The organism is Streptomyces sp. NPDC093149, assembly GCF_044754145.1.
Lineage (GTDB): Bacteria > Actinomycetota > Actinomycetes > Streptomycetales > Streptomycetaceae > Streptomyces.
Genome location: NZ_JBIVON010000024.1, coordinates 1 through 19763, shown reverse-complemented (window position 1 = coordinate 19763; position 19763 = coordinate 1). Strand labels below are relative to the sequence as shown.

The 19763-nt window shown below is 67.2% G+C and carries 16 protein-coding genes and 3 pseudogenes; 11 read left to right on the top strand and 8 right to left on the bottom strand.

Annotation, left to right across the window (positions count from 1 at the left end; genetic code table 11):
* Positions 1 to 380 precede the first annotated feature (380 nt).
* Complete coding sequence (locus tag ACIQCZ_RS37295; protein ID WP_402289723.1) at positions 381 to 1289, bottom strand: aminoglycoside phosphotransferase family protein; 909 nt, start codon at positions 1287 to 1289, stop codon at positions 381 to 383.
* Complete coding sequence (locus ACIQCZ_RS37290; RefSeq protein ID WP_402289720.1) at positions 1238 to 2077, bottom strand: transposase; 840 nt, start codon at positions 2075 to 2077, stop codon at positions 1238 to 1240. Before ACIQCZ_RS37290 ends, ACIQCZ_RS37295 begins: the two co-directional genes overlap by 52 nt.
* A 358-nt stretch (positions 2078 to 2435) precedes the next feature.
* On the opposite strand from ACIQCZ_RS37290, the gene ACIQCZ_RS37285 reads away from it, so the two are divergent.
* The 4 genes and pseudogenes from ACIQCZ_RS37285 to ACIQCZ_RS37270 all read left to right on the top strand — a co-directional run bounded on the left by ACIQCZ_RS37285 (position 2436) and on the right by ACIQCZ_RS37270 (position 7401).
* The gene (locus ACIQCZ_RS37285; protein ID WP_402289718.1) at positions 2436 to 3155 is read left to right on the top strand and encodes a dienelactone hydrolase family protein; all 720 of its coding nucleotides are present in this window, start codon (positions 2436 to 2438) and stop codon (positions 3153 to 3155) included.
* A gap of 1577 nt (positions 3156 to 4732) precedes the next feature.
* Positions 4733 to 4899 (top strand): annotated as a pseudogene (locus tag ACIQCZ_RS37280) (IS630 family transposase); the annotation flags it as partial.
* Positions 4900 to 5419: 520 nt separating this feature from the next.
* Entirely contained in the window at positions 5420 to 7015 is a 1596-nt protein-coding gene (ctaD, locus tag ACIQCZ_RS37275; protein ID WP_402289800.1) for a cytochrome c oxidase subunit I, read from the top strand.
* Complete coding sequence (locus ACIQCZ_RS37270) at positions 7012 to 7401, top strand: cytochrome c oxidase subunit 4 (protein WP_402289715.1); 390 nt, start codon at positions 7012 to 7014, stop codon at positions 7399 to 7401. Before ctaD ends, ACIQCZ_RS37270 begins: the two co-directional genes overlap by 4 nt.
* Before the next feature lie 9 nt (positions 7402 to 7410).
* On the opposite strand, the gene ACIQCZ_RS37265 is transcribed toward ACIQCZ_RS37270, so the two are convergent.
* From ACIQCZ_RS37265 to ACIQCZ_RS37245, 5 genes are all read right to left on the bottom strand, one after another.
* Complete coding sequence (locus ACIQCZ_RS37265; protein ID WP_402289713.1) at positions 7411 to 9051, bottom strand: cytochrome bc complex cytochrome b subunit; 1641 nt, start codon at positions 9049 to 9051, stop codon at positions 7411 to 7413.
* A gap of 374 nt (positions 9052 to 9425) precedes the next feature.
* The gene (gene fumC / locus ACIQCZ_RS37260; protein WP_402289712.1) at positions 9426 to 10889 is read right to left on the bottom strand and encodes a class II fumarate hydratase; all 1464 of its coding nucleotides are present in this window, start codon (positions 10887 to 10889) and stop codon (positions 9426 to 9428) included.
* Positions 10886 to 12562, bottom strand: a complete 1677-nt coding sequence (locus ACIQCZ_RS37255) for an NAD-dependent malic enzyme (protein WP_402289710.1) — start codon at positions 12560 to 12562, stop codon at positions 10886 to 10888. Before ACIQCZ_RS37255 ends, fumC begins: the two co-directional genes overlap by 4 nt.
* A 373-nt stretch (positions 12563 to 12935) precedes the next feature.
* On the bottom strand, positions 12936 to 13106 hold the full coding sequence (locus ACIQCZ_RS37250) for a hypothetical protein (protein ID WP_402289708.1): 171 nt from the start codon (positions 13104 to 13106) through the stop codon (positions 12936 to 12938).
* Positions 13107 to 13273: 167 nt separating this feature from the next.
* Complete coding sequence (locus ACIQCZ_RS37245) at positions 13274 to 14308, bottom strand: alpha/beta fold hydrolase (protein WP_402289798.1); 1035 nt, start codon at positions 14306 to 14308, stop codon at positions 13274 to 13276.
* 1018 nt (positions 14309 to 15326) lie between these two features.
* Between ACIQCZ_RS37245 and ACIQCZ_RS37240 the strand changes: the two genes are divergently transcribed.
* The 3 genes from ACIQCZ_RS37240 to ACIQCZ_RS37230 are packed head-to-tail and all read left to right on the top strand — an operon-like array spanning position 15327 to position 16986.
* Complete coding sequence (locus tag ACIQCZ_RS37240; protein ID WP_402289705.1) at positions 15327 to 15905, top strand: TIGR03086 family metal-binding protein; 579 nt, start codon at positions 15327 to 15329, stop codon at positions 15903 to 15905.
* A 56-nt stretch (positions 15906 to 15961) separates the two neighbouring features.
* Positions 15962 to 16225, top strand: a complete 264-nt coding sequence (locus ACIQCZ_RS37235) for a Tn3 family transposase (RefSeq protein ID WP_402289703.1) — start codon at positions 15962 to 15964, stop codon at positions 16223 to 16225.
* A complete protein-coding gene (locus ACIQCZ_RS37230; protein ID WP_402289795.1) occupies positions 16156 to 16986 on the top strand; it encodes an SDR family oxidoreductase in 831 nt (276 codons plus the stop codon). The genes ACIQCZ_RS37235 and ACIQCZ_RS37230 overlap by 70 nt, the downstream gene beginning before the upstream one ends.
* Positions 16987 to 17046: 60 nt before the next feature.
* Here the strand turns inward: ACIQCZ_RS37230 and ACIQCZ_RS37225 are convergent, their stop codons facing one another.
* Positions 17047 to 17247 (bottom strand): hypothetical protein, encoded by a 201-nt coding sequence (locus ACIQCZ_RS37225; RefSeq protein WP_402289701.1) that lies wholly within the window; start codon positions 17245 to 17247, stop codon positions 17047 to 17049.
* A gap of 184 nt (positions 17248 to 17431) precedes the next feature.
* Between ACIQCZ_RS37225 and ACIQCZ_RS37220 the strand changes: the two genes are divergently transcribed.
* The 4 genes and pseudogenes from ACIQCZ_RS37220 to ACIQCZ_RS37205 all read left to right on the top strand — a co-directional run.
* Complete coding sequence (locus tag ACIQCZ_RS37220; RefSeq protein ID WP_402289700.1) at positions 17432 to 18232, top strand: DUF5707 domain-containing protein; 801 nt, start codon at positions 17432 to 17434, stop codon at positions 18230 to 18232.
* A gap of 140 nt (positions 18233 to 18372) precedes the next feature.
* A pseudogene (locus ACIQCZ_RS37215) lies at positions 18373 to 18541 on the top strand (IS1380 family transposase); the annotation flags it as partial.
* A 264-nt stretch (positions 18542 to 18805) separates the two neighbouring features.
* Positions 18806 to 19252: a DUF6086 family protein gene (locus tag ACIQCZ_RS37210; protein WP_402289698.1), complete on the top strand. Its 447-nt coding sequence runs from the start codon at positions 18806 to 18808 to the stop codon at positions 19250 to 19252.
* Between the two features lie 176 nt (positions 19253 to 19428).
* Positions 19429 to 19763, top strand: a pseudogene (locus ACIQCZ_RS37205) (IS1380 family transposase); the annotation flags it as partial.

Genomic DNA, 19763 nt, shown 5'->3' with positions numbered 1-19763 from the left:
ATGCCTCTTGATCGGCTACCGCTTCCCGACCCCATGGACAATCGCTGCCGTCGAACGTGAACTGACCCACCAGGGCGGGTGTCCGGGGCCTGTGCGCGATATCGCCGACACCCGGGTGGGGTGAGCCGCGGTCGTGCCGAGCGGGCGGCTTCCTCGTCGAGGACGGTGTCGGGCCGGAGCCCCGTTCCGTCCACGGTCGGTTCCATCCGGTACTGGGTGATGACGATCCGGCCGGACCGGGCGTGCAAGAACACGGTGTCGTCGGCGGCGCAGCACAGTCCTGTGACCGTTGTTCTCCGGACTTCGGTGGGTCTCATGAGACCGAAGTGACTTGACTGGTGGCGTCGGGCGGTGGGGGAGTGCGCCGGCGTCGGTCCGGGTTATGCGAATCGTTCGTGGTCGGCCAGCACCGCGTCGATCACATCGAGGTGGATGGCGACTCGCCCGTCCCCGGGATCGGAGCACTGGGTCAACGTCAGCAGGGACTTCCACAGCGCCCAGCCCCTGGCCCTGGCCCAGGTGCCGTCGTCGTGGCCGACCGCGTGCCGGAATGCCTCGCGGCTCTCCCCGCGGAACATCGTCCAGGCGATCACGAGATCGCAGGCGGGGTCGCCGATGCCCGAGGTGCCGAAGTCGATGACGGCCGACAGCTTGCCGTCGGTGACAAGCAGGTTGTTGCCGCCCATGTCGCCGTGGAACCACACCGGCGTTCCGAGCCATTGGGCCTCAAGCGCGGCTTGCCAGGTCGCGGTGGCCAACACGGTGTCGATCCGGCTGCTCAGGGCAGTGATGCAGCGACGCGTCTCGTCGTCGTAGTGGGCGGGTGACGCGCCGCGATACCCGCTGTGCGCCCCGGCGAGAGGACCGCCCTTGGAGTCACAGCGCTGAAGGGCGAGGATGAACCCGGCGACACTGGTGGCGAACTGGGTCATGTCGCCGATGCGTTCAGGAGAAGCCGTCTCGCCGGGCAGCCAGCCGCGTACGGACCAGGGGTAGAGGTATCCCGTGCCCGGGACTCCCTTGGCCAGGACGGTGGGGACAGCCACCGGCAGCATGGGGGCCAGGCGAGGCAGCCAGTCGCATTCCTTGTCGACCGCAGGGGCGTAGCCGGCTGCGGTGGGCAGGCGGACCGTCATGTCGTCACCGAGACGGTAGGTGCGGTTGTCCCAGCCGTCCACCGCCACCGGGACCACGGGCAGATGGCTCCACTGAGGGAACTGGGCGGCGATCAACCGCTTCACCAGGGCGGCGTCGATTCCCGCGCGCCCGTCCGGCGCAACTGTAAGCACCCGCTGATCCTCACCGCTGAGGTCGTACCAGGCAAGTGATCAACGACGCGAGACACATCTGAACGTCTGGAGAACCGTCGAATCCGGGTCCGCGCACCAGCCAGGTCAGTCGGGCAGGGTCGGGACTGCGCGGACCGGCGCCACTTCGATCGGGAACTCCACGGACCGACCCGACAAACCCCAAACCCACCACAGCGCGTCGGGCGGTCCGTACGGCCTGCCCCTGCTCCAGCGCCGTCTGCGGCGCGCAGATCTGACACGGCTCGATGTCCGGCTCCGCCAAGGCGATGAGCGGTTGAGGAACCCGAGCTCGCTCTTGAACAGGGCGCAGCCCCGCCGTGCAGCATCGCGGGCCGGCCCGCCGTCCGGGGCTGGATCTTCCACGACTGCCCGACCCGCGCCTGGACCGTCCGGCGGCCCGCTGCCCTGTGGAAGCCGCAGGCGTCGTTCAGGGCGGTGCGGGTGGGCGGTCGTCCGCCCCTGGCCTGGCCTGGCCGACTGGCAGATCGGGTCCGGTTCCCGCTCACGCGCTGGGTACTTGCCCCGTGTGCGACGTGGCAGGCCGTTCCTCGGCGGCCGATACGCCCGCGACGGCGCTGGGCCCTGATGCCGGACCAAGCCATCACCTGGCGTGGCACGTCGCGCCAGGCCACTTCGGTACGCAGCATGCAGGGGATGCCCGCCGGCGCGGTGCGGTCAGGCAGCCGATGCCGCCTTGCGTGCCGGTGCCGCCGCTCGGGGCGTTGTGGCAGCAAGGGGGCCACGCGGGCCCACAGGTCATCGGGCACAAGAACACCGTTCCTGGCCGGTAGCGTGCCAGAAGGCCCCACTCGGGAAAGCTGTGATGAGACCCGAGTAGCTCTGCGTATGTTCTGATCTCGCCACGCTGCGATCACGGCACAGGCCCGAAGCCCCTACGGCCGTGGCCCTTGGGCGAGAGGCTCCATGGCATCCGGCCACGGAGCCTGCGCAAAAACCCGTTGGCGGATCACGGCGACCACTGCTACTTTTCCGGAGGCCGTGCGAGAGAACGAGGAGGTGGTACCCGTGAACGCAGTATCGACATGGGTGCTCCCCTCCGGGGTCACGGTCGGGCGATAGGTCGTCCGGGAGCGCCGTTCACGAGCACTCCCGAAAGGCACGACCATGCAATTCACTTCCGAACAGCGCCTCGACGACGGCGTCCTCGAACGCGAATTCACCCTCGGCGAGATCCCCGGGACCCTGTGGACGCCTGGATCCACACCGGCCCCGCTGATCCTGATGGCCCACAACAACGGCCTGCCCAAGAGGGAACCCCGGCTGGTGGCCCGGGCCCGGCAATCCGCTGCGTACGGCTACGCGGTGGCCGCCATCGACGCCCCCGGGTGCGGTGAACGGCCCCGTTCCGCCGCGGACGAGCAGGCCCGTGCCGACATCCGCCGGGCGATGCAGGCCGGCGAGCCGGTCGATGAGATCTTCGAGTCCTTCATCGGCCCACTGGTCGAGAAGGCGGTCCCGGAATGGCGGACCACCCTGGACTCCCTTCTTTCGCTGCCCGAGATCGGCGGCCCGGTCGGGTACTCGGGGTGGACCGCCGTCGGCATTCGGCTGGCGGTGGTCGAGCCGCGCATCGCGGCCGCCGGTTTCTTCGCCGGGGGTTACGTGCCCCGCGCCCAGCGCGAGGAGGCCCGGCAGGTCACCATCCCGCTGCTGTTCCTGCTGCAGTGGGACGACGAGGGGAACCCCAGGCAGCGGGCCCTGGACCTGTTCGACGCCTTCGGCACCAAGGAGAAGACGCTGCACGCCAATCTGGGCGGACACACCGGCACCCCGTGGTTCGAGGTGGAGGACGGGGACCGGTTCTTCGGCCGGCACCTGAAGTGAGGCCGGGCCGTCAGGCCGACAGCAGGCGCTGGGCGGTGTCGGCCAGGACGCCGCCATCGAGAACAGTCCCGGCCCTCCTCGATGGCGGCGGCCGATAGTTGCGCAACCGCCCCGATCGCGCCGGTACCGGCCATCGACGGTACCGGCCGGTCGGGGCGGCGCTCGGCCACCAGCACCTCCATCAGCTGGGCCACGCCGTGAGGCTCCCGGCCCGTACCTTGCGGATCGCCGGGCAGGCAAGCGACTCGACCACCAGCGCCCGGGCCGGGGTCGGTGGCCGGCAGCCGGGTCGTCGTGGTCACCCAGACCCTGGTCGAGGTCCTCGGCATGGTCGCCTGCGTCCGCCTCGTTCCCCACCTGGTGCCCGCCGCCGAGAAGACTCGCGACCCGACCTTCGCCCCCTGACCGCCCGGCAGGAGGGGATCTTCACCCGAACCAGCGATGGCACCACACCTGTTGCACCGGCTACGGAAGGTAGATCCGGCGATGAGCTGCACGGATACCGTCCTCGTTGCCACGCGCCACACGTTCTCCCCCAGAGAGCACCTGCCCGTCCAGCAGGGACAGCGCTCGGCCAGATCGACGAGAGTCCGATAGGTGCGGACCGCACTGGCCCAGGCGCACTGCGTGGCGATCAGGTCCTCGGGGAAAGCAGGCCGTCGCACGACAGATACTGCATCACGTGCTCGATCTACGTCGCATCTACGCAGGTCAGAGGTGCGATGGATCGACTGATGGTGTCCTGTGGCGCCGAGCCTTGACGATCAGCGGTTTGTGCCATCGAGATTTGAGTGGCATGGGACACCAGGCTCGCGAGTGCGTACCAAGGGGTGTCCCGTGACCCCTGGCGGGCGCGCGACGACAGGGTTTCCGGTGAACCCATGCGGTCAGAGCACCTTGGGGGGCGTATGCCACCGTGAGGCTTCGTCCGGGCGGGCGGGGAGCGGCCTCGGTACGCTCCCCGCCGTAGACTTGTGAGGGAGCTTGAGCCTTGCCGGATGTCCAGTTCAGGCGGGCGCCGCGAGGTTGATCCCGCCAAGGGCGGCGGGATCGGCGATTCCCACGGTTCCGGCCATCGCGGGCTCTCTCCAATGAGCGGAAGCCTCTGCCTCGCTTTGTGAGCGGTGGAATCCCCTCCGGAAGGACGTGGGCCAGATGAGCCACCTTGTGAGCCAGGTGCCCATCAGTGACATCACGGTGGCCGCCTCGGCAGTGCGCTGGATTTTCCCCGTCGGCATAATAGTGGTCGTAGTCGCCGTACTGATTGGCCTCGTCTGGTGGGACAAGCGCCGTCGGTCTCTGGCACGACAGCAGGGACTACAGGCCGAACATGCCTCCCGAAGCCGGCGGACTTTGAGGGATGCAGACGATTTCGGGGAGGGGCTCAGCCCATATGAGCTCAACCGGCCCTCTTCGCCAAGGGACGCACACAAGGATGACAGCGGTGGGGCTTTTGGCGGTGGAGGCCGCGGCGGCTGACGGCTCGGCGACATCGGCGGCACTTGGCGAGATCATCGCGCGGTCAAGATCTGATCGATACACGCGGTAGAGCCGCGTCAGGCAACTTCCGCCCTGTTGCCGCCAAGAAGGCCCGCGTCGAGCACCTCTACGCGATCGCCGACGGCGAGGTCGTACCTGAGGACGGCGAGCCCGAAGTCATCTTCTGCGTTGACGAGTTCAGGCCACTCAACCTCCAGCCCCCACTCCGGCAGGCAGTGGGCCGCATGCGGCGGCAGCAGCAAGGACCCTGAGCCGGCCCCCGATCGGGCGGCTGTCGTAGCGAGAACAAGTCCACGGCCGAAGCGAACGCCACTCGGAGCCTTCCACGCTCACGCCGCGCCCGTGCCCCTGGCCGGTACGGCTTCTGCGGCGTCGGAAGCGCTGGCCCACGGCCGGAGCGACGTCGCGCGTTCCCGCCCGGACAGACCTGCTGTCAACCGGTCGTCCCGGTCGCCAGCACCAGAACCGGCAGCTGTCCGACTCATGACCCCCAGGGAATCCGATCCTGGACGCGGCGGGCCCCGGGACACCCGATCGGAGCACCGGTGAACCGGTGAACTTCGAGGTGTCACCGCCAGTCGTACGGACCGTCCGCGGTGGCAGGCTCCACCATCGAGTCAACCGGGAGGGACGGAGAACCGATGGCGCAGGACCTGCAGGAAGCCGCGCCGGCCGAGCCGGTGGCCAACAAGCGCATCAACGCCGGTGTGAGAATCTTGGGCTGGCTGACGACCACCGACCACAAGGTCATCGGCAATCTCTACATGGTCACCGCGTTCGGGTTCTTCCTGCTGGCCGGCGTGTTGGCCATGCTCATGCGAGCGGAGCTGGCCCGGCCAGGACTGCAGATCGCCAGCGCGGAACAGTACAACCAGCTGTTCACCATCCACGGCACCATCATGATGCTGCTGTTCGCCACGCCGATGTTCGGCGGCTTCGCGAACGCCATCATGCCGCTTCAGATCGGCGCGCCCGACGTCGCCTTCCCCCGTCTCAACGCACTCACCTACTGGCTCTTCCTCTTCGGCGGAATCATCGTGGTGTCCGGATTCGTGGTGCCCGGTGGCGCGGCGCACTTCGGCTGGTTCGCCTACGCGCCGCTGAACAGTGCCGTCTTCTCACCCGGCGCAGGCGGAGACCTCTGGACCATGGGCCTCGTGCTGTCGGGGATCAGTACGACCCTGGCATCGGTCAATTTCATCACCACGATCGTCTGTCTGCGTGCGCCGGGAATGACCATGTTCCGGATGCCGATCTTCACCTGGAACGTACTGTTCACCTCGATCCTCGCGCTGCTCGCTTTTCCGGTGCTCGCCGCCGCACTGCTCGCTCTCGAAGCCGACCGGAAGTTCGGGGCCCATGTCTACGACGCCGCGAACGGCGGTGCGCTGCTGTGGCAGCACCTGTTCTGGTTCTTCGGTCATCCCGAGGTGTACATTGTCGCGCTGCCCTTCTTCGGGGTGGTGAGCGAGATCATTCCCGCGTTCAGTCGGAAGCCGATGTTCGGGTATTTCGGAATGGTCATGGCCACGATCAGCATCACCATGCTCTCGGCGGTCGTCTGGGCCCACCACATGTTCGCGACAGGAGCCGTTCTCCTGCCTTTCTTCTCCGCCATGTCGTTCATCATCGCCGTGCCCACCGGTGTCAAGTTCTTCAACTGGATCGGCACCATGTGGCACGGCAGTATCTCGTTCGAGACACCCATGCTCTGGGCGATCGGCTTCCTTGTGACTTTTCTTCTCGGCGGCCTCAGCGGAGTGCTGATCGCCTCACCCCCGCTGGACTTCCATCTCACCGATTCGTACTTCATCGTCGCCCACCTCCATTACGTTCTCTTCGGCACAGTGGTCTTCGCGATGTTCGGCGGCTTCTACTTCTGGTGGCCCAAATTGACCGGACGCATGCTGGATGAACGCATCGGACGTATACATTTCTGGACCCTGTTCATCGGTTTTCAGCTGACCTTCCTGGTCCAGCACTGGCTGGGGGAGGCCGGAATGCCCCGGCGTTACGCGGACTATCTCGCGGCGGACGGCTTCACCTCGCTCAATACGATCGCGTCCGTCGGCTCCTTTCTGCTGGGCCTGTCGACACTGCCGTTCCTGTACAACGTGTGGCACACCAACCGATACGCGCCCAGGGTCGATGTGGACGACCCATGGGGGTTCGGCCGTTCCTTGGAGTGGGCGACCTCCTGTCCGCCCCCGAGGCACAATTTCCGGGCCTTGCCCCGCGTACGTTCCGACTCGCCGGCCTTCGACCTGCATCACCCCCTCGCGACGGAGAAGCAGAAGCCGGCCCTCGGCCGAGGCGGGTCGCGCTCCGCGTCGGGCGCCGAAGAGGAGCCGGAAGAATGAAGACCGAGGCCATTCTTTTCGCCGGAGTCGCGGGGTTCTTCCTCGTGACCGATGTTCTCTACGCCGTGTGGTCCCGTGATCCGACAGGTACGGCGGCTCTCACCGTCTCGTTCCTCATGGCGTCGCTGGTCACGTTCTTCTTCGCCACCAACTACCGGAGGAAGGGCCTGCGCCCCGAGGACCGCGGGGACGGGCGCATCCATGAGCGTTTCGGCCCGGTGGACTTCTTTCCTCCGCACAGCATCTGGCCGCCACTCACAGCCGCGGGGATGGCCCTGCTCGTCCTCGGTGTGGTGTTCGGTCTGTGGCTGTTCCTGATCGGGCTGGGCCTGGTTCTGGCGGGGGTGTTCGGAATGGTCTTCCAGTACGTGCGTGTCCAGGACTGAGGACGGTTCTCAGTCCTGGCGTTCGCGGGCCGGCTCCGGCGGTGTCATCCGCTCCGCGATCCGGGACCGCTGCTCCTCCGTGACGGGCAGTTCCACGACGTCCCTGTAGTACCAGCCGCTCAGTACGGTCCGAAGCCTTCGCCGACTCGAGATCGGACCCTCCACGGGGAGTTCCAGGGGCGTCGGGACATCACGCATCAGAATGCGGTAGCGGGCTGTGGGGCTCAGGCCACGGCGGCTCTCCGAGAGATCGCCGTTCACCGACTGCGTCACCTGGCCGGTCTCCTCGCCTTCGGTCAGTCGGCGGCGGTCCCGCATCTGAAGGGCCAGGCAGAGGCGTTTGGTCAGCGCGAAGGCCAGGAGCGGGGCGGCGATCAGCGCGGCTCTGAGGATCCAGATCATGGCTTCGACCGAAACCCTGAACGAGTAGGCGACCACGTCGTTACCACCGGCGACCAGGAGAACGGCGTAGAAGACGATGGCCGCCACGCCGAGCCCCGTGCGGGTCGGCCGGTTGCGTGGCCGGTCGCACAGATGGAGTTCCCTGCGGTCGCCCGTCACCCATTTCTCGAAGAAGGGATAGAGAAACAGCATGGTGAAGACCACGCCCGGCAGCACGATCGCCGGAATGAACACATTCCACATGATGGTGCGGCCCGCGATGTCCGTCTCCCATGGTGGCATCAGCCGGAGCGCGCCCTCCAGGAACCCGACATACCAGTCCGGCTGTGCGTCACCGGAGACCTGGCTGGCGCGGTAGGGGCCGTAGTTCCATACGGGGTTGATCTGAGCGAGAGCGCCCAGCAGGGTCAGTGAGCCGAACACCATGAGGAAGAACCCGGTGGTCTTGGCGGTGAAGTGCGGAAAAGCCGGTGAGCCGACGGCGTTTTCGTTGGTCCTTCCCTGCCCCGCCCAGTGGGTGTGCTTGAGATGAACCACCAGGATGAGATGAACGGTGATCAGCGCGACGATCAGGCCGGGTACGAGCAGGACGTGCACGGGGTACAGACGGGGGATCACGGAATCGCCCGGGAACTGTCCCCCGAAGACGAACAGCTCCAGGTACGTTCCCACGACAGGGATCGACCCCACAATGGTGGCCGCCGTACGCAGGCCCGTACCGGACAGCAGGTCGTCGGGCAGCGAGTAACCCGCGAATCCTTCGAGGAGCGCGAGTACGAACAGTGTCACGCCCACGATCCAGTTGGCCTCCCGCGGCTTGCGGAAGGCACCGGTGAAGAAGATCCGCAGCATGTGGGCGGCGATCGCGGCGACGAACACCAGGGCCGCCCAGTGGTGGATCTGACGCATCAGCAGGCCTCCGCGCACGGCGAAGCTGATGTCGAGGGTGCTGGTGTAGGCCTGCGTCATTCTCTCGCCCTGTAAGGGCACATAGGAACCGGTGTAGACACTCTCCGTCATGCTCGGGTCGAAGAACAACGTGAGATACACGCCGGTGAGGAGCAGGACCACGAAGGAGTAGAGGGCGATCTCGCCGAGGAGAAAGGACCAGTGGTCGGGAAAGGCCTTGCGCAGCAACAGCCTGGCCAGCTCGCTGACGGGCAGCCGCCCGTCCACCGCGCGGTATCCACTGACCGCCGCCGGCCCGGCCTGGGCCTTCAGCTGCGCCTTACGTCTCCGCAGAGGCATGCACCACTCTCCCGTCGATCTTCCTTGCGTTTCCGCCCCTCATTGTCACGGTTCGCCCTTTACGGGTGACTCATTACTCGAAGGACTACGCAGAATCGCGGTAGCGGTACCTGATCGGCCGACCTGGCCCCTACCTGCGGGCGGAGGCTGTGCTGGTGGTGGCGTCGCTGGTTCGCCGACCGCCGACCGCCGACCGCCGACCAGGACTGCCGTCACGTCTGCGGAGACGGCGGTCCGCGACGGTCTCCGCGAGCACCTGACGCCTACAGCGGCCGACGACGGCTCCCCGTCGAGTACGGAGTTCCCTGCCCGCACTCGTCCGACTTCCGCCCGCTGCCCGCCCGTCACGCGGACCGTCCTGGCCTGGCCGTGTTCTACGTCCGGCCGACCATGGCGGCGGGTCTGACGATGCGGTCGAAGTCCTCGGCGCCTATGTAGCCGGACGCCAACGCGGCCTCGCGCAGGGTGGTGTCCTCGTCGTCGGCCTTGTGGGCGATGGCAGACGCCTTGTCGTAGCCGATCACCGGTGAGAGCGCGGTGACCAGCATCAGGGACCGGTCGACGTAGTCGTCGATCCGGTCGCGGTTCAGCTGGGCGCCCTCGATGCAGTATTCGCGCATCTTGGTGCAGGCGTCGGCGAGGATGGTCGCCGCGTGCAGGAAGTTGTTGATGATGACCGGGCGCATGGCGTTGAGCTCGAAGTTGCCCTGCGTGCCGGCGAAGGCGATGGCTCCGTCCTCGGACAGCACCTGGATGCAGACCATGACCATCGCCTCGCACTGGGTCGGGTTGACCTTGCCCGGCATGATCGACGAGCCGGGCTCGTTCGCCGGGAGGGCGAGTTCGTCGAGGCCGCAGCGGGGCCCGGAGGCCAGCCAGCGGATGTCGTTGGCGATCTTCATCAGCGGTACAGCCAGGGCCCGCAGCCCGGCGGAGGCGCCGGTCATGGCGTCCAGGCCGCCCTGGGCGGCGAATTTGTTCTGCGCGGTGATGAACGGGTAGCCGGTCGCGGTGGCGATCTCGGCTGCCACCTGCTCGCCGAATCCGGGTGGGGCGTTGAGACCCGTGCCCACCGCGGTCCCGCCCATCGCGAGTTCGTACAGGTCCTCGGCGGACCTGGTGACCCGGTCGACGGCTTGACGCAACTGGTGGGCGTAGCCGGACCATTCCTGCCCCACAGTGAGCGGGACGGCGTCCTCCAGGTGGGTGCGGCCGATCTTCACCACGTCCTGCCATTGCTGCGCCTTGGCCTCGATGCCGTGCTGCAGCGCCCGCACGCTTGGCAGCAGGTGCTCGTGGATCTCTTTGACCGAGGCGATGTGCATGGCGGTGGGGAAGGTGTCGTTGGACGACTGCCCCATGTTGACGTGGTCGTTGGGATGGATCGGGGACTTGCTGCCCAGCTCGCCGCCGACCAGCTGGATGGCACGGTTGCTGATCACCTCGTTGGTGTTCATGTTGGACTGCGTGCCGGACCCCGTCTGCCACACGTACAGGGGGAAGTGGTCGTCCAGCTTGCCTGCGATGACCTCGTCGGCCACCCGCTGGATCAGGTCTGCCGTCCAGGCCGGCAGCCGTCCGGCGCGCCCGTTGACGAGAGCGGCGGCCTTCTTGACGTGGCCGTAGGCGTGGTAGACCGCCTTGGGCATCCGGTCGTCCCCGATGGAGAAGTGGATCAGGGACCGTTGGGTCTGTGCACCCCAGTAGCGGTCGGCGGGCACGTCGATGGCGCCCATGGAGTCGGTCTCCCGCCGGGTGCCGGTCGCATGCAGGCCGATGGGGATGTCTCGGATCCTCGGGGCCCCGTCCTGATCGCTGGCGGTGTGTCGCGTGTTCATGCTGCGGCTCCATCGGTGTAGACCGGCTGCCACATGGCCTGCCGGACGGCCTCGCCGATGTCGGCCGGCTTGGAGGTGGCCACGCCGTCGTCGAGCGCCGCCTCGACCACCGCGGTCGCGGTGATCGCGGAGGACTCCCGAAGGTCTTCCACGGGTGGCAGCAGGGAAGCGCCGGGCCCTGATGGGTCGACCTGGTCCGCGACCGCCTGCGCGGCCGCGAGCAGCATGCCGGGGGTCACCTGGGACGCCCCGGAGACGATCGTGCCCAGGCCCAGTCCCGGGTAGAGCAGCGCGTTGTTGGCCTGCCCGATCTCGTAGGTCACGCCGTTGTACCCCACGGGCGGGACGGGGATGCCGGTTGCGACGAGCGCCTTTCCCCTGGACCAGGTGATGACGTCGGCGGGCATGGCCTCGATCCGGGAGGTGGGGTTGGAGATCGGGAGGATGATCGGCCGCTCGGTGCCCTCAGACATGGCTTCGACGACCTCGCGAGTGAACGCACCGTGCGCGGTGGAAGTACCCAGCAGGATCGTCGGCCCGGCCCGGCGTACCGCTTCCAGCAGCGGGATGGCCCCGCCGTCGTCCCTCGCCCAGTCCGCGACCTCGGCCGGATCGCGGGTGTAGGGCTGCTGGAAGTCGCGCAGGTCGGTCATGTCCCGGGTGAGCAGTCCCTGTTTGTCGACGAGCCATATCTGGGCGGTGGCCCGCTCCGGATCCGCGCCGTCGCGGATCATCGCGCCGCGCAACTGGTCGGCGATGCCCACCCCGGCGGTCCCGGCACCGAAGACGATCAGCTTCTGGTCCCGCATCCGTATGCCGCTGACTTTGACGGCGGACAGCGCGGCGGCCAGCGTGATGGCTCCGGTGCCCTGCATGTCGTCATTGAAGATCCGGTAGCGGCCGCCGTACTGCTCCAGGATCCGCCGCGCGTTGCTGGGACCGAAGTCCTCGAAGTGCAGGAGCGCGTCGGGGAACGTGGACGATGCCGTCTCCAGGTACTTCTCGATGAACTCGTCGTACTCCGCGCCGCGGACGCGGGGGTGCCGGTTGCCCAGGTACAGCGGGTCCTCCTGCAGTGACTCGCGGTCCGTGCCCACGTCCAGCGACACGGGAACCACGCGATGCGGGTCGATGCCGGCTGCTGCCGTGTACACCGCGAGCTTGCCGACCGAGATCTGGATGCCTCCCACGCCCCAGTCACCGATGCCCAGAATCTCCTCCGCGTCTGTGCACACGATCAGGTCGACGTCCTCTGGGCCGAGTTGAAGCGTGGCGAACGCCTTCTCCATGTCGTCGGGCCGGTCGATGGACAGGAAGACGCCGCGCGGGCGCCGGTACTCGTGGGAGTACTGCTCTATCGCCTCGCCCACGGTGGGGTCATAGACGATCGGCAGCATCTCGGCGAGGTGCTCGACGAGAACCTTGAAGTACAGGGTTTCGTTGCGGTCGTGCAGCTGTTCCAGGTAGACGTTCTTGGCCAGGTCGCTCCCTTGAGCCTGCGTCTGCTGGTAGGCCCGCCTGCACTGGTCCTCGAGCGTCAGCACCGCCGAGGGCAGGCGTCCTGCCAGGCCGAGGGCCTCCCGTTCCTCCTGTGTGAAGGCCACCCCGCGGTTGCGCAGAGGATCCACGAGGGCGCTGGGGGTTGCCGGGGTCCGCGCGTGGCTCTCGGTCATGAGAATCTCCCTGTGTGCGAATGCCGTATGGGCTCCGGCCGGGGTGACGTCGCGGGCTCGTTCGATGAGCCGGCACAGGCAAGTCGAAGGGCGCCGGGGACGACGTCGTGACCTGCCCACCACGAAGTCAGCGGTCACGGACATCGCCGCAACGGTCAGCGGGAGTGCGACCTCGATCGAAGCCGGCGAAGGTCGAAGCCTGCGAAGGTCGAAGCCTGTGAAGGTCCAAGCGGCTCCACGGCCTGACGGCACAGGACGGTTTGAGGCCGGCAGTTGCCATGTGCGCGGTCGCTCACAAGAACACCGCCCGGCGGACCCGCCACGCACGTCGCGACAGGCGACTCATCGGTGACACCGTTCGATTTCATGCTAACTACTGGCCGACGGGCTGCGCGACTTCGACCAGCACGCTGCCCCCGTTCGGAGTGAGGGTCTCCTCGCGGTGCTCGGGGCCGGGTACGACGCTCTCGCACCGGCCCGCACGGTGCCCTGGCAGCAACCCGCGGCGCGCGCGTGGCCGCCGCTCGCCGTTGATCGAAGGCATGACCGGGCCGGTGCTTCGAGAACTGCAGCGGGTCCGGCCCGCACCGGCCCGGTGTGCGCCGGGGAGTCGCCGCCCGTGCCGTGGGTCCTCAGCGGTCGGAAGCGACCGCGACCAGCCACGAGGGCGCCTGCCGGACCTGAACCCACGCGTCGAGTCCAGCCACGCGATCAGAATCCATCGACTTCCACGACAGCCTCCGCGAAGGCCTGTGGGGCCTCCTGCGGAAGGTTGTGTCCGGTGTCGAGGGTCCGGTGCGCGTATTTCCCTGTGAACTTCTTGCGATAAGTCGATCCGTTCCCTGGAGGCGTAAACGGATCGTGCGCTCCGTCAATGGTGATCGTCGGCACCTCGATCACCGGCGCCGCAGCGAGGCGCTTCTCCATGATGTCGTACCGGCGCTCACCCTTTGCGAGACCAAGTCGCCAGCGGTAATTGTCGATCACGATGCTGACATAATCCGGGTTCTGGAAAGCGGCTGCCGTGCGGTCGAAGGTGGCCTCGTCGAAATTCCATGTCGGGGAATTGAATCGCCACACCAGTCTGGCCAAATCGTTTCGATACTTTTCGAGACCGAGCACACCCCTTTCGGTTGCGAAGTAGTACTGATACCACCATGCCCATTCACTCTTCGGTGGCGACGGCATCTTGTTGGCTTCGACATTTGCGATCAGGTAGCCGGTTGCGGAAACCAGCGCCTTGCAACGCGCCGGCCAGAGAGCCGCTATGATGTCGCCCGTCCGTGAGCCCCAGTCATAACCGGCGAGAATGGCTCTGTCGATCCTGAGGACGTCCATCAGGGCGATGATGTCGACGGCGAACGCCGACTGTTGGGCGTTCCTGGGCGTTTTGCTTGACAGGAATCGCGTTGTTCCATGGCCTCTCAGATAAGGGACGACCACCCTGTATCCCTTGGCTGCGAGCAAAGGTGCGACCGCGACGTAGCTGTGAATGTCGTAGGGCCAGCCGTGCAGAAGTATGACCGCCTGTCCGTTCACAGGTCCGGCCTCGACGTACCCCACGCTCAGATCGCCGGCATGGATCTGCTTCACGGGACCAAAGGATGTACGCGTCACAGGATCAGCTGCGGAAAAGGCATCGGGGCCTTCCGATTCGGGCTGTGCGTGCGCACCACCAGCCATGCCCAACTGGGTCGCCGCCGCAGCTGCGACTGAGGCGCCAAGGAAGTGACGACGACTGTGCATGGGCCCGGATATTTCCACCGGCGAATCTCCTTGTTGAGGCGGCGCTGGCAGGCCGTGGATGGCCTGGCCTCGAATGGGTCGGAATTCGCATCCGTCCGATGGGCGCACCGGGGGATCTTCGTCGGTGCACGCCTACGTTGACGCTTCTCCTGAGCCATGCAACACCCGCTGGCAGTGACGGCGCATCACGCATTGCTCCACCGGAGTGATTCAAGAACCCGAAATGATTCTCACCGTCTGGCCGTGCGCAGATCACCAAAATTTGGCTCTCTGTGTTTCGCGTTCCATCGGTGGCACACGAAAACCAAGGAGTGGGTGCCGAATTGGATGAGTTTGCCGCGCGCACCCCGTACAAGGAACTCGCCGTGCCGGTGAGGTGGCCCGCCAGGCCATCGCCCCACGTCAATCCCGTCATGTACGGGACGTGCGGGGACTGGGCGTACGTGCTGGAGGACTGGGGATGGCGACGTGGGAGTCCGGTTACCGAAGGGTCGAGTCGATGCGGCCCTACCCGGATGAGGAGAGCGTCTGCATGACGATGAACTGGTGGAGTCCACCGTCGGAGATCATCCATGCGCCGGGTGACGGGCATGCCTGGCGGGCCGACTTCGGACAGGAAAGCCGGTCGGTCGTCCGCCTTGGCTACGGCTCTGCGTGCAGTGGGCGCGGTGTTCCCGTCTTTGCCGGACGAAGACGAAGCCGAAGTGGTGGCGCACTACGAGGAGCACGGGGGGCGTCTGTCCACGGCTGTGTTCACCGCCATCGGCAACTACTGAGAACTGTCCATCGACCCGGCTGCGCCCCCTGGCGCGCTCCGAGGCGCTTTGCGAAGCGGTCGGAGTCACCGTGCTCGGCTACGACGACCGGCTCGTAGAGACCGAAGCCGTCGCTGCCGTGCTCGACTGGCCAGAACTCGGTCTGCTTCAGGGGATGTTCGCCCCCGACAGGCATCGGGACGGGTTGAGGCGCCTCCGAAAACAAGTGGCCCGAAAGCGGGGGCGCGGCTAGCGTCGCGACCGTGGATATCAGGGAACTGGACAGCCGTGCTCTCGCCACCTTGGGAGCGGTGATCGCGCAGATCGGCCCGGACCAGCTTCGTCTTCCGACGCCGTGTGCCGACTGGACACTGCACGGCCTGCTCCGCCACCAGGTGAGCGAGAACCTCGGCTTCGCAGCCGCCGCAGCAGGCGTCACCGGCGACCTCCGAGCCTGGGACCAGGGCAACCTGGGTGGGGACCCTTACCAGGCGTACCTCGACTCGGCCGACGCCATGACGAGGGCGTTCGCCGAGGATGTCCTGGACCATTCGCTCCAGATCAGGGAGTTCGGGTTCTTTCCCGGCCGGGTCGCGCTCGGTATGCACGTGCTCGACTGCGTAGTCCACGGTTGGGACGTCGCTCAGACCATCAGCGTTGCCTACGATCCGGGCGCCGACCTCGTCCGCTATGCACTCAAGGTCGCGGCGCAGATCCCGACCGGAGCACCGTCCGACGACCGGGCGAGGGCTCCGTTCGCCCCGGCGGTCGAGATCTCCGCGGGCTCTCCCGCCCTGGAGCGGCTGCTCGCACTCGTCGGCCGTCGTCCAGCGGCAAGCTGAGCGACGGCTCACCAACGGGTCGTGCACTGACTTCTGCACCGTAGAAACGTCTTCCGGTGTCGCCCACCAAGCAAGCCGAGTGCGTCCACATCGACGCGCTGTTCGGCGAGAGCGGACGCAACGTCATCGACTTCGACCTGATCACGTCCCGGTTCCGGCACCTGATGCGCGTGGCGACCTCGGTGTGCGAGGACGTCACCTCCTCCACCCTGCTGCGGCGCCTGCGCTTTGGTGCCGGCAAGAACGCCACCTGCACCGCCTTCCGCGAGGTCGGCCGCGTCGTCCGCACCGCCCGGCTGCTGAGGCGGGCCAGCAGGTGACGGCGGTGTCACGGCACACGGTGGCGGTGCCGAACGGGGTCCGCCACGTAGTGGCCGACCTGGCCGAGCCGGCCAGCCTCAAGCCCGCGCTGGCCGGGGCGGAGACGCTGTTTCTGCTGCTGTCCGGCGACCTGCACGCCGCTGGAGCCAACCCTGCCGACATCATCGGCGAAGCTGCGGCCGGCGGGGTCCGCCGGGTCGGTCTGCTCTCCACGCTGGGCGTGGTGACCAGGCCCTTCGGCCGAACGTGCGTCGCGATGCGCGCGCTGGAGGACATGCTGCGGGAGTCGGGCCTGGAGTGGGTCATCCTGCGGCCGGGCGGCTTCGCCTCCAACACCCTGTGGTGGGCCGAGTCCGTCCGCACGCATCAGGTCGTCGCCGCGCCCTTTGGTGACGTCGGGGTGCCGATCACCGACCCGGCGGACATCGCCGAGGTCACGGCGGCCTGCCTGTTGAATGACCGGCACACCGGCGGCGTGTACGAGCTGACCGGCCCGGAGGTGATCACTCCGCGCCAGCAGGCGGAGGCCATCGCCGCCGCGCTGGGCTCGCCAGTGAGGTTTCACGAGCTCACTCGCGAGGAGGCCAAGACCGCCATGACCCAGAGCATGCCGACGGAGCTTGCCGACGACACTCTGGACATCCTCGGTTCCCCGAGCCCGGCCGAGCTGCGCGTCAGCCCGGGCGTCCAGCGGGCCCTCGGTCGCGCCCCACGCCCCTTCGCCGACTGGGCCGCCCGCAATGTCGCCGCGTTTTGCTGAGATCGGCCAGCGACGCTGGAACTGCTTTCGTGCTCGGCGATCCAGCCCGACGTCGCTGATCTACTGCACCGGAATCAAGATCAACCCGTAGCAGCTTCTGGGCTTGCCTTGGCCGACTCCCTCGACATGCCGGGCAAGGTCGCCGACTTCCTCCGCGCTGCCGACCTGGAGCCCGCCGAACGGGCCGCGCTCGACCAGGGCGTGACCGTACGGCGCGGCCAGGGCTGGACGCTGCGCGCCACCACCGCGCCCGCGGTCCACCGCCAGTTCCTCGCGGACGGTGGAGCCGGCCAGGGACCGCTGGTTCGACTGGCAGGGCGGAGCGGGGTGTTGGCCGCCTCAAATCGATCTTCGCGAAGATTTCATCTTTGTGCACAACCTTTCACGTTCGCCCCAGGTCTGGTCTGTCGGGTCAGCAGACCCACAGACCAGACTTGGGGAACACATGCGTATTCGTGCCACTGTTGCCGCTGTCTCCGGCGCCTTGGCCCTGTCTGTCCTTGCCGTGCCGGTCTCTCAGGCGAGCAGCCCTTCGTTCGCGCTGACGCGGGCGGACGCCGCCCCGGTGATCAGCAAGGTCGTTGTGAACAGTGGAAAGCCGATCGTGCTCGGTACTACCGCCACCAAGAAGGTGACGGTCTCCGTCACCGCGTCCCACTCCTCGGGCATCGATGACGCTCTCTCCTACATCTGGAGGGGCCGCGACAGCAACCCGAACCTGTACGGCTTCGGGTTCCACCCGGACGGGGAAAGGGCCAAGTGCAAGGCTGCGAACGCCACAACCTCGACCTGCACCCTCACCATCACGGTCGATCCCGGATACCTGTGGAATGCCAACGCCACGACCTGGCGGGTCTACGCCGGCGCATGGGGCAAGGACGGGAACTTCACCGAGAACGACACGTTCTCCTCGGTCAGGTTCCAGCGGCTGTCGCGGCTGACGGCCAACGCCTCGCCGGAGCCCGTGAAGAAAGGCGGCACCATCACGGTCACGGGCAAGCTGGACCGGGCCAACTGGGACACCCATAAGTACGCGGGCTACGCATCCCAGTCGGTCAAACTCCAGTTCCGGAAGAAGAAGAACAGCAGCACATACACCACCGTCAAAACGGTGAAGAGCTCCAACACCGGCACGCTGAAGACCACGGTCAAGGCGGTGGAGGACGGCTACTGGCGCTGGAGCTTCGCCGGTACGGCCTCGACTCCCGCAGTCAACGCCACCGGTGACTTCGTCGACGTGAAGTAGCCCCGCAGCGCGCGGTAGCGAGAGCACCGAAGGGCCCGGCCTGCCGGGCCCTTCGTCGTTTCCGCGAGGGGGCGTTTCCGCCAGGTACTACGCCGTCCTCATCGCCCCTTCGAGGGGTCCGCCGACGGCAGCGTCCTCACGGCACCCCGATCGCCGCACTCGAATTGTGGCACCGACAGCGGGCACGCGCCGAGGACCGCATCCGGGCCGCCCGCGCCACCGGCCTGCGCAACCTGCCCCCTGCACAAGACGGTGCGGAACCAGATTTGGCTGGAGATCATCCAGATCGCCCCGGACCTGCTCGCCTGGACAGTCGACGAGCTGCGCCGCTGGTGACCAGCCCGGCGATCAGGTCGAGACGGCGCACGCTTGGCGGCCGGAGCCGCTGTCCACAGGTCCGGCGCCCGAGGCTGCGGCCATGACTGCAGCCGAGGCCGTCCGGTACCAGCTGCTCAACTCTGCCCATGCCACAGCAACAAGCCCTGACCCCACCACGGCACCGTTTTACCCAAGTGCCCTCCACCTGCGCGGCCTTCTACTCTGTGCCGAGGCATCTGAACGGGAGGAACCACAATGAGCATGTACTTCGTCATCGGTGACGAGACGCTGTGGAACCCCTCGAGCGGTGCCGGCCGCCTCTTCCTGCGGCAGGTTGAGGTCTTCGAGGCGGAACTCGCGCTGCCCTCGGGAATCGGCCAGGGCAAGTACTGGGGCGACCCTGACACACTCGAGGTCGATCCGGTCGCGTACGAGGAGTTCACGCGCGGCCTGGTCGCCTGGCACTGCCGCACGGGCCACTCCGTGATCCTCGCTCTCTCCGAAGGGTTCGTAGCGACGGCGGTCGCGCTCGCGTGGCGCGCGGAAATCGAGATGGAGATGCCCGAACCCGGAGCCGGACGTGTACCTGGTGGCGTCCGGCACGCCGTGCAGGTTCCCGGCAATCCCCGAACCACGTCAGCCGCCGTCGTCACCGCCCTGGACGCGCGAGCACAGGAGATGGACCGCAGCATGGTCCGCTGAGCCGGTGCACCCACCCTTGCCGCGGCACATGAACGGGGGCCTGAGTATGCCGTGGCGGAGAATTGGCGCCGTTACCTGGAACTAACCTCGCCGTTTCACTTGGTGTGTGGTCAGATTTCTGTGCGGCGACGCGAAAGTGCCTTCTGAGCTGGGACGATGAACCTTGTCGAGGGGTTCTGTCGGTCCAGGCGGAAGGCACTTTCTGCGTGCAGGGTATCGGTTCTCCTCCCAAGCTCCATGTCTCCGCTGACGGCGCGGGGGTGGTGGGGCACGTCGGGGCGCGGTTACTGGCTGATCTTGCCGATGCCACCGGACTGACCGCCGCGTACTCCACCGCATTGGGACCACTTCGGCCACGCGGTACTGGCCACGCCCCGGGCCGGATCGCCACCGATCTCGCGGTGATGCTCGCTGATGGCGGGGAGACCATCACGGATCTGGCCGCGTTGCGGGACCAGGGCGAGGTGTTCGGCCCGGTCGCCTCGACACCGACGGCCTGGCGGCTGCTCGC

Bases quoted from the DNA above. Each gene is read 5' to 3' on its own strand.
- ACIQCZ_RS37285 (WP_402289718.1), top strand. From the start codon at position 2,436: ATGCAATTCACTTCCGAACAGCGCCTCGACGACGGCGTCCTCGAACGC.
- ctaD (WP_402289800.1), top strand. From the start codon at position 5,420: ATGGTCACCGCGTTCGGGTTCTTCCTGCTGGCCGGCGTGTTGGCCATG.
- ACIQCZ_RS37270 (WP_402289715.1), top strand. From the start codon at position 7,012: ATGAAGACCGAGGCCATTCTTTTCGCCGGAGTCGCGGGGTTCTTCCTC.
- ACIQCZ_RS37265 (WP_402289713.1), bottom strand. From the start codon at position 9,051: ATGCCTCTGCGGAGACGTAAGGCGCAGCTGAAGGCCCAGGCCGGGCCG.
- fumC (WP_402289712.1), bottom strand. From the start codon at position 10,889: ATGAACACGCGACACACCGCCAGCGATCAGGACGGGGCCCCGAGGATC.
- ACIQCZ_RS37255 (WP_402289710.1), bottom strand. From the start codon at position 12,562: ATGACCGAGAGCCACGCGCGGACCCCGGCAACCCCCAGCGCCCTCGTG.
- ACIQCZ_RS37250 (WP_402289708.1), bottom strand. From the start codon at position 13,106: ATGCCTTCGATCAACGGCGAGCGGCGGCCACGCGCGCGCCGCGGGTTG.
- ACIQCZ_RS37245 (WP_402289798.1), bottom strand. From the start codon at position 14,308: ATGCACAGTCGTCGTCACTTCCTTGGCGCCTCAGTCGCAGCTGCGGCG.
- ACIQCZ_RS37220 (WP_402289700.1), top strand. From the start codon at position 17,432: ATGCGTATTCGTGCCACTGTTGCCGCTGTCTCCGGCGCCTTGGCCCTG.
- ACIQCZ_RS37210 (WP_402289698.1), top strand. From the start codon at position 18,806: ATGAGCATGTACTTCGTCATCGGTGACGAGACGCTGTGGAACCCCTCG.